The organism is Streptomyces sp. SM10, assembly GCF_002910915.1.
In the GTDB taxonomy this organism is placed as follows: Bacteria; Actinomycetota; Actinomycetes; order Streptomycetales; family Streptomycetaceae; genus Streptomyces.
In genome coordinates, this window is the sequence record NZ_NEUF01000045.1 from 1 (window position 1) to 13,608 (window position 13,608).

A 13,608-nucleotide genomic window follows, 5' to 3' on the forward strand; every position below is an offset into this window, starting at 1 on the left:
GCCCTCGGCCTCGCCGGCCGCGCAGTTCCGCACCGATGCGATGGGGGCGCCGGGACGGGTGGAGGTGTGGCCCACTCCGCGGGTATCACCGCAGGTCGCGCCGGTATGAGCCCGCTCGCGACCAGCCCGGTTTGCGCGAAGTGGGCGAGGGTGCGTATGGTAGTAGATCGTTTGATCCCATTGCCCGGCGCCGACACAGAAGAGCGCCGTGTGGCGCGTACTCTCCCTTGCCGTGGCTGGACCGCATTGAGGCGGTCGAAATTGCGAAAACACGGAGTTACGGGCGCGTGCCGAGACTCCGGAAGGTTTCGCATTTCGCATGTCAATTTCCAGTTCTGACCACACCGTCATGTCCGAGAACGTTGAGAACGGCGTCGAGCTCATCGAGGTCGTCGAAGCCGCCGAGGCCGTCGTCGCCGAGGCCCCCGAGGCTGTCGAGATCCCCGCGGAGGAGTCCTCCGCCGAGGCCGCCGACGCCGAGCCGACCGTCACCTTCGCGGACCTGGGCCTGCCCGAGGGCATCGTCCGCAAGCTCGCGCAGAACGGTGTGACGGCCCCCTTCCCGATCCAGGCCGCGACCATCCCGGACGCCCTGGCCGGCAAGGACATCCTGGGTCGTGGACGTACCGGCTCCGGCAAGACCCTCTCCTTCGGTCTGCCGACCCTGGCCACGCTGTCCGGCGGTCACACCGAGAAGAAGAAGCCCCGCGCGATCATCCTCACGCCGACCCGTGAGCTCGCGATGCAGGTCGCGGACGCGCTGCAGCCCTACGGCGACGTGCTCGGCCTGAAGATGAAGGTCGTCTGCGGCGGTACGTCGATGGGCAACCAGATCTACGCGCTGGAGCGCGGTGTCGACGTCCTCGTCGCCACCCCGGGCCGTCTGCGCGACATCATCAACCGCGGTGCCTGCTCCCTCGAGAACGTCCAGGTCGCGGTCCTCGACGAGGCCGACCAGATGTCGGACCTGGGCTTCCTGCCCGAGGTCACCGAGCTGCTCGACCAGATCCCCGGCGGCGGCCAGCGCATGCTCTTCTCCGCCACCATGGAGAACGAGATCGGCACGCTCGTCAAGCGTTACCTGAGCAACCCGGTCACCCACGAGGTCGACAGCGCCCAGGGCAACGTCTCGACCATGTCGCACCACGTCCTCGTCGTGAAGCCGAAGGACAAGGCGCCCGTCACGGCCGCGATCGCCGCCCGCAAGGGCCGCACGATCATCTTCGTCCGCACCCAGCTGGGCGCCGACCGCATCGCCGAGCAGCTGATCGAGTCCGGTGTGAAGGCCGACGCGCTGCACGGCGGCATGACGCAGGGCGCCCGTACCCGCGTCCTCGAGGACTTCAAGAAGGGCCACGTCAACGCCCTCGTCGCCACCGACGTCGCCGCCCGCGGCATCCACGTCGACGGCATCGACCTCGTCCTCAACGTGGACCCGGCCGGCGACCACAAGGACTACCTGCACCGCTCGGGCCGTACCGCCCGTGCCGGCCGCTCCGGTGTCGTCGTCTCGCTGGCGCTCCCGCACCAGCGCCGTCAGATCTTCCGCCTCATGGAGGACGCGGGCGTCGACGCCTCGCGCCACATCGTGCAGGGCGCGGGCGTCTTCGAGCCCGAGGTCGCCGAGATCACCGGTGCCCGTTCGCTGACCGAGGTCCAGGCCGACTCCGCGAACAACGCGGCCAAGCAGGCCGAGCGCGAGGCCGCCGACCTCACCAAGCAGCTGGAGCGCGTCCAGCGCCGTGCCGTCGAGCTGCGCGAGGAGGCCGACCGCCTGGTCGCCCGTGCCGCCCGCGAGCGGGGCGACGACCCGGAGGCGGCGGTGGCCGAGGTCGCCGCGGAGGCCGAGGCAGCGCTCGTCGCAGCCGTGTCCGTCCCCGAGCAGCCCGCCGCGCGCGACGACCGTCGTGACGAGCGGGGCAACTACGGCCGCCGTGACGACCGGGGTGGCGACCGTGGTGGATACCGCGGTGGCAACGACCGTGTCGGCGAGCGCAGTGGCCGTCCCTCCGGTGGCTCCGGCTACCGCGGCAGCAACGACCGCCCGTCCTTCCGCGGCAGCAACGACCGTCGTGACGAGCGCCCCTCGGGTGGCTTCCGCTCCGGTGGTGGTGACCGTCGTGACGACCGTGGTGGCCGTTCCTTCGAGCGTCGTGACAACGACCGTCCGTCGTTCAACCGCGACCGTCGTGACGACCGCCCCTCCGGTGGCTTCCGCTCCGGTGGTGGTGACCGTCGTGACGACCGTGGTGGCCGTTCCTTCGAGCGTCGTGACAACGACCGTCCGTCGTTCAACCGCGACCGTCGTGACGACCGCCCCTCGGGCGGCTTCCGCTCCGGCGGCAGCGACCGTCCGTTCAACCGCGACCGTCGTGACGACCGTCCGTCCGGTGGCTTCCGCTCCGGCGGCAGCGACCGTCCCACCGGCCGCCGTGACGACCACCGCGGTGGCACCGGCACGGGTACCGGCACCGGCACCTTCGGCCGCCGCGACGACAAGCCGCGCTGGAAGCGCAACGGCTGAGTCCCGCTGACACACTGAGCGGCCCTCGGGGCCCGTACAACACTTCGGTGGTGTACGGGCCCCGAGGCGTTTCCGGAGGGCACCCGAGGGCATCGCTGGGGGCATGACAAACGACGATGCCGTAGTCGCGGCGCCTCCAGCGGACGCCCCCGCTCCCACGACGGACGAGGAACGGCTGGCCGAACTCGGCTACACCCAGGTCCTCGCCCGCCGGATGTCCGCCTTCTCCAACTACGCGGTCTCGTTCACGATCATCTCGGTGCTCTCCGGCTGTCTGACCCTGTACCTGTTCGGCATGAACACCGGCGGTCCCGCGGTCATCACCTGGGGCTGGGTCGGGGTCGGGCTGATGACACTGTTCGTCGGCCTGGCGATGGCGGAGATCTGTTCGGCGTACCCGACGTCCGCGGGCCTGTACTTCTGGGCCCACCGCCTCGCCCCGCCGCGCTCGGCCGCGGCGTGGGCCTGGTTCGCCGGCTGGTTCAACGTACTCGGACAGGTCGCCGTCACCGCGGGCATCGACTTCGGTGCGGCGTCCTTCCTCGGGGCGTACCTGAACCTCCAGTTCGGCTTCGAGGTCACACCGGCCCGCACGATCCTGCTCTTCGCGGCGATCCTCGTCCTGCACGGACTGCTGAACACCTTCGGCGTCGGCATCGTCGCCGTCCTCAACAACGTCAGCGTGTGGTGGCACGTGGTCGGCGTCGCCGTCATCGTGGGCGCGCTCACCTTCGTGCCGGACTCGCACCGGTCGGCGTCGTACGTCTTCACCGAGTTCGTGAACAACACCGGCTGGGGCAGCGGTTTCTACGTCGTGATGATCGGCCTGCTGATGGCGCAGTACACCTTCACCGGCTACGACGCCTCGGCCCACATGACGGAGGAGACCCACGACGCGGCCGTGGCGGGTCCGCGCGGCATCGTGCAGTCCATCTGGACGTCCTGGATCGCCGGGTTCGTGCTCCTGCTGGGCTTCACCTTCGCCATCCAGTCGTACGACGGCGCCCTGAACTCCCCGACCGGCGCCCCGCCCGCCCAGATCCTCCTGGACGCGCTCGGCGCCACCACGGGCAAGCTCCTGCTGCTCGTCGTGATCGGCGCCCAGCTCTTCTGCGGGATGGCCTCCGTGACCGCGAACAGCCGCATGATCTACGCCTTCTCGCGCGACGGGGCGCTGCCCTTCTCCCGCGTCTGGCACACGGTCAGCCCCCGCACCCGGACGCCTGTCGCGGCGGTCTGGCTGGCCGCGCTCGGTGCGCTGGCGCTCGGTCTCCCGTACCTGATCAACGTCACGGCGTACGCCGCGGTGACCTCCATCGCCGTCATCGGTCTCTACATCGCCTACGTCATCCCCACGCTCCTCAGGCTGCTGCGGGGCGACGACTTCGTCCGGGGTCCGTGGCACCTGGGCCGCTGGTCCCGGCCCATCGGCATCGTCGCGGTGGCCTGGGTCGGGGTGATCACGGTGCTGTTCATGCTGCCGCAGATCGCGCCGGTCACCTGGGAGAGCTTCAACTACGCGCCCCTGGCCGTCCTGGTGGTGCTCGGCTTCGCCGCCGTCTGGTGGCTGGTCTCCGCGCGTCACTGGTTCCTGAAAGCGGCCGGCCCGGCGCCCACGGACACGATCGCGGACGAAACCACGGACTGACCCGCCCCGCTCCGGGCCCGACGGGGCCCGGCACCCGATACCCGATCGGCTGCCGGGCCCGGTGGGGCTATGCTCGTGGGGAGATCGATCAGGGGCCGTTAGCTCAATTGGTCAGAGCAGCGGACTTTTAATCCGTTGGTTGTGGGTTCGAGTCCCACACGGCCTACCTGGTGCGGAGAGGGGAATCCCCCTCTGACGTGCTACTTAGCGCCTCGATCGGCTTCGTCCGGTCGAGGCGCTTCGTCATTGCCGACCTGTTGCGACGACCGGTTGAGTTCAAGCTGGGCTCCGTGGTCGGTGTGCACGATCGATCCGGCGAGGCTGCCGCGGGTGCGGATCGCCGCAGCCAGGGCGTCGGTGACGAGGTCGCGTGCATGTGGTCGGCGATAGCCCAGCCGGCCAGAAGGCGCGAGGCGAGGTCGATGACGGTCGCCGGGTAGCAGAACTTCCCGGCAGCGCATCGGAGTGCCACCAAGGCCGACTCGAACCAGTGCCCACCCAGTCGGGGAGCGGGACAGCCCCGGTGCTCCATCGTGTGGGGTTCGGTCCTTCGACGGGTCATGGTGTTGCGCCGCGGTAGCTCCCCACGATGTCGGTGACGAAAGACCGAGTGTTGTCGGGGCTGAGCGCCCGGTCCTGCAGGTGGGCGTGGATGAGGTCGTAGTGCTCCAGGTCGGATCGTTTCTCCAGGTAGAGGTCGCTGGTCGATCCCTCCAGGTACACCACCTCTGCTTCGAGGTTGTCCGCGAAGCTCAGGATCGAGAACTGGCCTGTGACGCCTGGGAGGGCACCCGCGGCGTACGGGAGGACCTGCACGGTGATGTGCGGTTCGGCGCTCAGTGCGTTCAGGTGCTCCAGTTGCTCGCGCATGAGACCGGGGCTGCCGACGACGCGACGTAGCGTGCTTTCGTCGAGGACGACGCTCAGGCGCAGGGGGGCGGTGGGGTCGTAGATCCGGTGCTGACGGCGCAGTCGTACCTTCAGGCGGTTGGATGCCTGTTCGGCGGTGACCAGAGGGATCGTTTCCTCGATGACTGTCTGGGCGTAGGCGGGGGTCTGCAGCAGGCCGGGGATGACCATGGGTGCGAAGCAGTGGATGGAGCGGGCGTCGGATTCCAGGCCGATGTAGACGCTGCAGGGGGTGTCTCCGTAGGCGTTCCACCAGCCCTGTCGGGCGGATTCTTCCGCCATTCGCATCAGGGAGCCGAGTACCTGCTGGTCGGTCATTCCATAGAGGGCGCACAGGTCACGGACGTCGCGGGGGCTGATGGCGCAGTGGCCGTTTTCCAGGCGGCTGATCTTTGGCTGGGAGATCAGGAGGCGCTGTGCGACCTGCCCGCCTGTCATCCCGCTGTCGATGCGTAGCCGACGGAGTTCGGCGCCCAGACGACGCTTCCTGACGGTGGGGCTCATCTTCGTAACCACGGGTAGTGCATCTCCGGCGTAATGGGCGCAGCTCTGCTCAGCAGGTGACCAGGACTAAGATCTTGTACGCATTGTGCGTCGCTACGCTGAGTTGCTTATGCACCCGCGTGGAAGAATCCACCCGCGTGGCGTAACTGAGTGCCCTCCCGCAGTGCAGGAGGGACATTGCCGGGCGTCTGCTCACCGCTCCAGGGGTCAGCCAGGGGCCAAGGGACAGCCCGGTCAGTGTTCGGTCGGCACCGCGCAGGCCGGTGAGCCCCCGGGCAGCCGGTGACGGTGGGTAGCGATGATGCGGTAGATACCGTGGGCGATCCAGCGGGCCGGTGGCAAGGTGAGCGCCCCGCCGGGCCAGGCCCAGATGCCGCCCGCACGCAGCAGCAGCTTGGCGACGGCCTCCGCGCCGCCGTACACCGTCCCTGTCGGTGAGATGTACAGGAGTTCGTACTGGGCTCTCCTGCGGGTGACACCGAGAGCGTCAAGGTCGGTGCACTGCCAGGGCGTAACGGTGCACTTGGGCCGCAGCCGCCGCATGAGGTAGGTCACCGAGGTGGTGCAGAACGCGCAGTCACCGTCGTAGACCAACACGGAGAATGCGGATCGCTGGGGCATTGGTTCGTCCTGTCTGAGTGCACGTCCTTGTGCGGGGCAGTTGTCCGCTTCTGCAGCTTGACGTCGGAAGTGGTGGTCGGGCGTCGGTCGGTCAGCGCGGGTCCGGGACCAGCTTGTCCTTGTCGGCTGGAGCCGGACGTCCTCCTGCCGAAGTGATCTGCTGCCCCGCGGTGGACAGGCCGCCTCTGAGCTGTGGAGGTACGGACAGGGAGTCCGGCCCCTCGGGAGCGCTGTGCCGTCGCAGGCCGGCTCGCGCAGCCGTGCGCCGGGCGGAGCCGGCCAGGAACAGGTAGAAGCGGTCGGGGAGGAACGCCGCGTCGGCCACGATCATGGCCCCGGAGAACAGGGGGAGTCCCATGAGGACCGCGATGCCGATGTGCATTCCCAGCAGCATGGCGAGGACGGGGTACTTCAGCCTTCCGAAGAGGACGAAGGGGAAGGCGACCTGCAGAAGCACGGTGACGTAGCTGGCCACCGCAATCACGGTCGGGTAGTGGTCCACGAGATGCGAGAGGGCCGGCCAGGGCTGGAAGAGGTCGAGGTTCAGCACGTAGTGGAGGGCGGTGCCCCCGCCCCACGAGGCGCCTTGAACCTTGTACAGGCCGGCTGCTCCGTACAGGAGGCAGACCTGGGCCGCGATGACGAAGAGAGCGCAGTTGTGCACCGCGGTCGTCAGCGTGCCCCGTGCGTCGTTCAGTTGGCGCAGCCAGAAACTCTTCCTCGGTGGCGACGTCGTGCCCGCTCGCGCGATGGCTCGCCGGGTTCTGCGCGCGTCCAGGGACCAGCGCCGGCCGCACGCGGTGAGGACGAGGTAGAGGGCCATCAGCAGGATCAGGTTGTCTCCCCCGTCCGTCATGAAGATCGACCTCGCGTGGAAGGAGACCACCATGACCGCGAACAGGGCGGACATGACGCGGGTTCGCCAGCCCAGCATGAACAGGACGGACGTCACCACGGCCGCCGCGTAGCAGAACTCGAAGTAGGTACGGCTGCCGGACAGCGTCAGGATGCTGTTCCAGCCCGACTGCTCGAAGAGCTGCTGTGCCAGCTCCGGTGTCCAGGGCGAGCCGGGGCCCCAGATCTCGTTTCGGTGGGGGAACTCACGCAGGAGGAAGGCCAGGTACAGCAGTCCGTAACCGATGCGCAGGACCGCCGTCGCGTACAAGGACACCGGCCGGCCGGTCACCAGCGTCCAGAGAGCGACGGCCCGCTGGCTCAGCCATCGGATGACCACTCTGTCCGTGGTGTCCCGTTCGGCCGCCCGGTCCGGGCTCACGGCCGAGGGCGAGTATGGGGGGAGCTGCTCAGTTCCCATGACGGGTCACCTTCCACCAGGGCAGAAGCCGGTTCTCGACCGGGACGGGCGGACGCTTGGAAGCCGCTGTCCCAGGGGCTGCGATCGGTAGCGTCAGGACACGAAGCTGGATGAACTCGAAGGGGCCGCTGTCGTGGTCCGCGAAACGGTCAGCCGCGATGTTGCGCAGGTACTGCTGCAACATCACGGCCCGTTCCGAGTTCGCCTCGTCGTCACCGCCGTGCAGTTCGACGTAGGTCGTCCACGCGCGGCGCAGCAGGTTCTGCGCTGTGTGGCTCGGGAATACGTTGTGCTCGACTGCCGAGGAATCCACAGCGGCCAGGTCGAACCAGCCGCTCACCCGGACCGATCCATCCGGCGCGGTGTGCGACGTCCTCGCCAGGATCTGGCGGTTGACGGAGTCGGGATCCGGGGCGAACAGCCGCCAGTTCTGCTCGAACATGGGATACACCCACGCGTTCACCTGCGGGCTGTACCGCTTCGAAACAGGATTCTCGGGTGCCACATGGAGAAAGACCATGGCGACGTGAGTCAGCTGTCACCAGACACAGGAGCACCACGGTGAACAAACCCTTGTGCAGGGCACGGGCCGCTCTCGCCCGGTTCGGCGACACAGCCTCACCCTCACTGGCGGCGCCGGGTGGACCGGACTCGGACTGTTGCACTTCTTCCGTGTCCACTGCTTGCATTCCGCCTGACACCGCCCACCCAGCTCTTCTCATGCCAACTCTCGCCATTAAGACCGTTGTTGCGAAGACCACTGACGGCATGCGGCAGATGGAGGAATCTGCCGCATGCCGTCGAGCTGTCATCCAGTCATCCGATACCTGCGGTCAGTCCGGGACCAGGCCCCCGTGACCCTCGGAACCGCCCGGTCAGGTCCGAGACCTAGCCCGCATGACCCTCAGGGCCACCCTGCTCATCGGGCTTGTCCCCGTAGCCGTGGTGCTCGCCGTGCTTGTCGTCGCCTCCGTGCCCGGGCTTGCCCTCGGGGCCGTGGTCCGGTCCACCCTCGTGGCCCTTGTCCGGTCCACCCTCGTGGCCGTGACCCGGACCGCCGTGACCCGGGCCGCCGTTGCCCGGACCGCCCTGGTCAGGACCGCCGTGGCCGGGGCCCCCGGGCCCACCACCGTGACCGCCGGTGTCGTTCCCCGCGGTGTTGTTCCCGGTCGTGTTGCCCATGGTGTTACCGCCGGTCGTGTTGCCCGCGGTGTTGCCCTTGGTCGTGTTGCCCGCGATGTTCCCCGAGGTGTTGCCGGAGATGTTCCCGGACGTACCGCCGCTCACCTGGCCGACGACCAAGCCGCCGCTCGAGACGCCGCCGAGGACACCGCCGACCACGCCCGTCGTCGCACCGCCGGTCGTCACGCCACCCAGCACACCACCCAGCACACCGGTCGTGGTGCCGGTCGTCGTTCCGGTGGTGGTCCCGGTCGTGGTTCCGGTGGTGGTCCCGGTCGTCGTTCCGCCCGTGGTCGTGGTCGAGCACGTTCCGGGGAAGATCCGGTTGTTGTCGAGCGTCACCGCACCGTTGCGAGCCAGCGCACGGCCCTGGATGTTCGTCCCCGTGGTCACGCTGATCGAGGTCAGAGCCATGATCGTGCCGACGAACGTGGAGGTGGTGCCCAGCGTGGCCGAACTACCGATCTGCCAGTACACATTGCAGGCAGACGCGCCGTTCGTCAGAAGCACCCGGCTGGACGACGCCGTGGTCAGAGCCTCAGGAATCTGGAACACCCAGACCGCGTTCGGGTTCCCCCCCGGCATCCAGAATCAGGTCACCGGTGAGCCCCACACCCGACGAAGCGGTGTACACACCCGGAAGCAGCGTGTCGCCGTTCCCGATACCCGCCGCAAGCGCGAAATCTGTGGCCTGGCCCGCCGCGTTGTTGTAAGCCACGACCAAATCACTCTTGGCCTGCAGCGCCGCAGCGTCCGCGGAATGCACCGCACCGAGCACCTGCCCGGGCGGGAACCCGGAAATAGCCGTCCCCGGGCTCACCCCGAGATCCTGACTGATGACCGACGGCCCCGTGTTCGTGATCTCCTCACCCGCGAGAACGGAGTACGAGGCAGCCGTGCCCAACGGTACGGGAGTTGCGATGGCCAGCGCCTGCGTCGGCGTCACGGCAACCATGACACCAGCAACGGTCGCGGCGAGCCCCGAGGCAAGCCAGCCGGACAAAGCACGGCGGGAACCCAGTTTAGGGATCTTCAACTTCATCGAGAGGCCATTTCCTGTCGGAGAGTCGTGGTTCACGGCACACCTGGCCCAGACGAACAGCCCGGTCACCGTCACGTTGCCGCCGAATATTACGCAATAATTTTCCGCGCTCCGGAAACAAGGCCAGCGAATGCCGCGCCAATAAGGCGAAAATGGCAATTAAGCGCTGTTGATCGTCATTCTATTCACTCCGGTGCGCAATTTTCCTTAACTCGCATGGCGCAACGTCTGAGGCGCGACTGCCAGGGAATGCCATTCGGGAGTCATCGTGCCGCCGTCCAGGTGAGATCAGCGAACCGCTGCCACGTGGGCGCGGCACGCCTACGACCTCATCTCCCGCACACACTCACCACATGTCCCAGTTCGCAGCGATAACGGCGGCAGGGAACCTGTGGGACATCGTCAGCATCGGCTCGGGCGCCGGATTCAGGGACGCTTCGAAGCAGGTCGGGAACGGCGCTGCCGAAGCCGGCCTGTGCGGCCTGGCGCGGCCCCTCGCTGCCGAGCACGCGGACAACGGCATCCAGACGGACGGCGTCGTCGCCGGTGGGGCTATCGGCACTGCGGTCAACGTTGGCCCCTCCGACGAGTGGGTACGTCCTCGGGCGTCCCCGCACCCCGGGCGAACATGTGGAAAGCGTGTGAGGTCGTGATGCCTTCGTCGAGCTCGGATGCGTGAGCGATGCGTGAGCGGACGGGCTGGCACGGCGCGGTCAGATCTGGACCGGACATCAACGGCGGGTCTCTGACCAGGAATTTCTGGACCAGTGGCGTGTCCGATCGAAGCTCCGGCAGTACCCTGCCGGGACTTTGATCCTTTGGCCGTGGGTTCGAGTCCCACACGGCCTACGAAAGGACCCCGGCCCGCACCGTGTGCGGGCCGGGGTCCTCACTTTTGCGGCTCCCCACTCATGCCCCGCCCCGCCGCCCGGACCGGGTGCGGAGCATGCGGGCCAGGAGTGCGAGCGCGGAGAGCCCGAAGAGTACGCCGCTGACCAGCAGCCAGCGGCCGAGGAAGACGTCGTCGGGGAGCGTGGTGTAGGCGGTGAAGCGGCCGCCCCGCTCCAGGATGAGCGGGAAGTAGGTCAGGAACAGCAGCCCGGACAGGAAGAACGGCACCCGGACGTAGTTGGTCCAGCCCGGCGGCCGGCCGGGGTCCCCGCCTGCCGGGCGGGGCTCCCGGCGGCTGCCGAGCAGGATCTGGGCGGCCCGGTCGGTGATCGTGTACAGCGGGAGCAGGACCAGGTCGTGGAGCAGGGCCGCCCCGACGAACCAGACGACGACCGTCCAGGGCTCCTGCCCGTCCAGGAGCCGGATGCCGGCGTACCCGGCCAGGGCGAACGAGGCCAGGACGAGCAGCAGGTGCAGGGGTGAGGCTCCGTAGCGGGCCGCGAACGCCTTCATGCGGGGTCTCCGAACGTGAGCGTGGTGACCCACTTGGTGTTGTGCACGCCCGGGTTGGCGGGGACGATGACCCGCGCCGGATAGCCGTGGTCGGGGGAGAGGTCGGCGCCGTTGACCCTCAGCGCGAGCAGCGAGCGGGCGTCGCGGACCTGGTTGTCGCGCAGCGTGGTGGAGCGGAAGGAGCCGCTGCGCTGTGCGGACTGGACGAACAGCCCCGGAGCCTCGTCCCGGAAGCCGACCAGGGCGGCCAGGTCCCGCAGGCGTACGCCGCTCCACTGCTGGTCCTCGGTGGACCAGCCCTCCACGCAGGCGATGGGGAGCGCCGCTCCGTGCTGGGGCAGTGCCAGCACCTGGGCGCGGGTGAGGATCCGCTCCTGTCCCTGTCCGCGGACGACCAGTCGCCAGGTGGGCCCCACGTCCTGGGCGCGGATGCCCACTCCTGCCGCGGTCTTGTTGACCTGGAAGCCGTTCGGGCCGGGGCCCGGGTCCTGGCCGCGGGGTGCGAGGAGCGCGGTGGCGCGCCAGGAGCCGCCGATGCTCTGGCCCGCCGTCATCGCGAGCAGGACCAGCGAGCCCGCACCCACCATGCCGAGAGCGCCCCGCCGGGAGATCGTGGGCGCGGCGGGCTCCGGGGTCGCGAGGTGGGTCGGGTCGGGTGTGCGGGCGGTGGAGCCGCCGGCGGGCTCTCCGGACGGCCTGCGCAGCTCCTTGCGGAGGCCGCCGTCGCGGAGCGTGCGGAGCATGAAGGGGATGCGGAGAACCACATGGACGACGAAGGCTCCGATGAAGACCCACGCCCCGTAGAAGTGCAGGGTGTAGAAGGAGCCGGGGAAGAGGTAGTCGAGCTGGATGTTGAGCAGGCCGGTCGCGAACTCGAACAGCACGCCGCCCACCAGCAGGAGCAGGGAGAGGCGTTCGAGGGCGTGGCCGACCGACTTCACCGGCGGCCAGGTGAAGAGGCGCGGGATGACCGACCACAGCTTGGCGAGCAGCACCGGGATCAGCACGATGCCGAGCGTGACGTGCACGCCCTGGGTCAGCCGGTACAGCCAGTGCGGATCGGTCGGCCAGGAGAACAGGTAGAAGCCCAGCCATCCCCGGTCCGGCGTCTTGTCGTTGCCCCCGAGGTCCGGGTTGTACGCGGCGTAGGAGAGCAGCCCCGTCACGAACATCAGCGGGATGCCGACCAGCAGGAGAGCCCCGAACACCGAGGTCAGCCAGGGGCCCCGCAGCGGGCTGCGCCAGAACCCGGGGCGGGTCGGGCCGACCGGGGGGCCGTCGCGCAGCAGGCCGGCGACACCGGGCCGGGGTGCCTCGTGCCGGCGGAGGGTCGAGCCCGCCTGTCGGGCCGCCGGGGCGGCGGGGCCTTCGCCGGCTCCCTCGGGGCCTCGGCCGTGTTCCTCGTTCATCGATCGCCTCGCCCTGTGGCAGAAGAGTGGAGATCAACAGGAACACGGATTTTTCGGCCCGGCGGAGACGGGGCGCGTGTCCTCGGGGACCGTCACCCGGCAGGCGTGGTCGTACGGCCGCCTGCCTCGTGCGCGGGGGAAAGGGGGGCGAGGGCCGAGGGGAGGGGAGGGGAGGGGTGTGCGGTCCCGCTGCCGGCTCCGGACCGGATCCTGCCAGGCTGCCGACCCGGTCCGAAGCGGCGGGAACAGGGCACCGTCATGCGCCCTCTTCCACAGGTCCTTCGGAGCGGCGGACTCCCCGGATGGGTCCGGAAGGGGATACGGGTGGTCGCTTCACCCCGTCAGGTGAAGCGACCACCCGTGGCACCTGACGCCGGCGCGCGCCCGGGCGTCACCCGGGGCCGTCGCCGTCAGGTACTGCTGCCGGTCAGGCTCGCGTGGACGACCACGTTGTCGGCGTAGTGGCTGTCCGCCTCCGCGGTCGTCGCCGCAGGTGATCAGACGGCGTCCCGCGTGGTCGAGGTTGCGGTGGACCTCGACCGTGGGGAACGCGTCCTCGGGATGGACCGCGGCCCGCTCGACGGTGAACTCAGCCGTGCTGCGGTCCGCGCGCCGTCCGGCGACGCGGGCGCCGGGGTCGAGTCCGGTGAGCTCGAAGAACTCGGCCTCCGCGCCGTTCCAGGTGACGTGGCAGGCGATCACGGCAGGCCCGACCGCTCCGGGCGTGGGCCGGGCCGGTACCAGGCGGCGTGGTCCGGATCCTTCGGGCTGTCCATCGCCCGGCCCTTGCCGAGCCCAGCCGTTCCTTCTCCGGTGGCGTGGACGGCGCCCCTCCACGTGAGGGTGCCCCTGCGGTGGCCGCAGGGTCCTTGAGGGCGGCCGGGGGAGGGGTGGGCTGCTGCCGACTGGTTCCCAGAGCCGGCAGCAGCCCACCGGTCAGGAGGGCCCCGAAGGTGGCGCCGAACGCCGGAAGTCGTGGCCCGCGTTCGGTCGCTGTTGCCGTTGATTCGGAGCCGCGCGCCGCGCGGATTGGCCCAGACGCGACAATGT

General features: G+C 69.2%; 9 protein-coding genes, 1 tRNA gene and 1 pseudogene. 3 read left to right on the plus strand and 8 right to left on the minus strand.

Annotated features, from left to right (window positions below):
• The first annotated feature begins 349 nt into the window (after nt 1-349).
• The 3 genes from B9S57_RS04525 (at nt 350) to B9S57_RS04535 (ending at nt 4,338) form a co-directional block, all read left to right on the plus strand.
• Nucleotides 350-2,524 carry a DEAD/DEAH box helicase gene (locus B9S57_RS04525; protein WP_103514219.1) on the plus strand — a complete coding sequence of 725 codons (2,175 nt, stop codon included), beginning with the start codon at nt 350-352 and terminating at the stop codon, nt 2,522-2,524.
• Nucleotides 2,525-2,627: 103 nt separating this feature from the next.
• Nucleotides 2,628-4,172, plus strand: coding sequence for an amino acid permease (locus B9S57_RS04530; RefSeq protein ID WP_103514220.1), 1,545 nt, complete (start codon nt 2,628-2,630; stop codon nt 4,170-4,172).
• A gap of 92 nt (nt 4,173-4,264) precedes the next feature.
• Nucleotides 4,265-4,338, plus strand: a tRNA-Lys gene (locus B9S57_RS04535).
• Between the two features lie 392 nt (nt 4,339-4,730).
• Here B9S57_RS04535 and B9S57_RS04545 read toward each other — a convergent pair.
• The 8 genes and pseudogenes from B9S57_RS04545 to B9S57_RS35155 all read right to left on the minus strand — a co-directional run bounded on the left by B9S57_RS04545 (nt 4,731) and on the right by B9S57_RS35155 (nt 13,260).
• On the minus strand, nt 4,731-5,585 hold the full coding sequence (locus B9S57_RS04545) for a helix-turn-helix transcriptional regulator (RefSeq protein ID WP_103514222.1): 855 nt from the start codon (nt 5,583-5,585) through the stop codon (nt 4,731-4,733).
• 234 nt (nt 5,586-5,819) lie between these two features.
• Nucleotides 5,820-6,206, minus strand: a complete 387-nt coding sequence (locus B9S57_RS04550; RefSeq protein ID WP_103514223.1) for a thiol-disulfide oxidoreductase DCC family protein — start codon at nt 6,204-6,206, stop codon at nt 5,820-5,822.
• 91 nt (nt 6,207-6,297) lie between these two features.
• Complete coding sequence (locus tag B9S57_RS04555) at nt 6,298-7,521, minus strand: HTTM domain-containing protein (RefSeq protein WP_103514224.1); 1,224 nt, start codon at nt 7,519-7,521, stop codon at nt 6,298-6,300.
• A complete protein-coding gene (locus B9S57_RS36175) occupies nt 7,511-7,963 on the minus strand; it encodes a DUF5819 family protein (protein ID WP_308457380.1) in 453 nt (150 codons plus the stop codon). Before B9S57_RS36175 ends, B9S57_RS04555 begins: the two co-directional genes overlap by 11 nt.
• 446 nt (nt 7,964-8,409) lie before the next feature.
• Nucleotides 8,410-9,745, minus strand: a pseudogene (locus tag B9S57_RS04565) (ice-binding family protein).
• 909 nt (nt 9,746-10,654) lie between these two features.
• Entirely contained in the window at nt 10,655-11,149 is a 495-nt protein-coding gene (locus tag B9S57_RS04570; protein ID WP_103514225.1) for a hypothetical protein, read from the minus strand.
• Nucleotides 11,146-12,558 (minus strand): molybdopterin-dependent oxidoreductase, encoded by a 1,413-nt coding sequence (locus B9S57_RS04575; RefSeq protein WP_103514226.1) that lies wholly within the window; start codon nt 12,556-12,558, stop codon nt 11,146-11,148. Before B9S57_RS04575 ends, B9S57_RS04570 begins: the two co-directional genes overlap by 4 nt.
• Nucleotides 12,559-12,891: 333 nt before the next feature.
• Nucleotides 12,892-13,260, minus strand: coding sequence for a hypothetical protein (locus B9S57_RS35155; RefSeq protein ID WP_258036220.1), 369 nt, complete (start codon nt 13,258-13,260; stop codon nt 12,892-12,894).
• Nucleotides 13,261-13,608: the final 348 nt, after the last annotated feature.

Excerpts from the sequence above, each read along its gene's own strand:
- B9S57_RS36175 (WP_308457380.1), bottom strand. The coding sequence starts at position 7,963 with ATGTTCGAGCAGAACTGGCGGCTGTTCGCCCCGGATCCCGACTCCGTC.
- B9S57_RS04550 (WP_103514223.1), bottom strand. The coding sequence starts at position 6,206 with ATGCCCCAGCGATCCGCATTCTCCGTGTTGGTCTACGACGGTGACTGC.
- B9S57_RS04525 (WP_103514219.1), top strand. The coding sequence starts at position 350 with ATGTCCGAGAACGTTGAGAACGGCGTCGAGCTCATCGAGGTCGTCGAA.
- B9S57_RS04575 (WP_103514226.1), bottom strand. The coding sequence starts at position 12,558 with ATGAACGAGGAACACGGCCGAGGCCCCGAGGGAGCCGGCGAAGGCCCC.
- B9S57_RS04555 (WP_103514224.1), bottom strand. The coding sequence starts at position 7,521 with ATGGGAACTGAGCAGCTCCCCCCATACTCGCCCTCGGCCGTGAGCCCG.
- B9S57_RS04530 (WP_103514220.1), top strand. The coding sequence starts at position 2,628 with ATGACAAACGACGATGCCGTAGTCGCGGCGCCTCCAGCGGACGCCCCC.
- B9S57_RS04570 (WP_103514225.1), bottom strand. The coding sequence starts at position 11,149 with ATGAAGGCGTTCGCGGCCCGCTACGGAGCCTCACCCCTGCACCTGCTG.
- B9S57_RS04545 (WP_103514222.1), bottom strand. The coding sequence starts at position 5,585 with ATGAGCCCCACCGTCAGGAAGCGTCGTCTGGGCGCCGAACTCCGTCGG.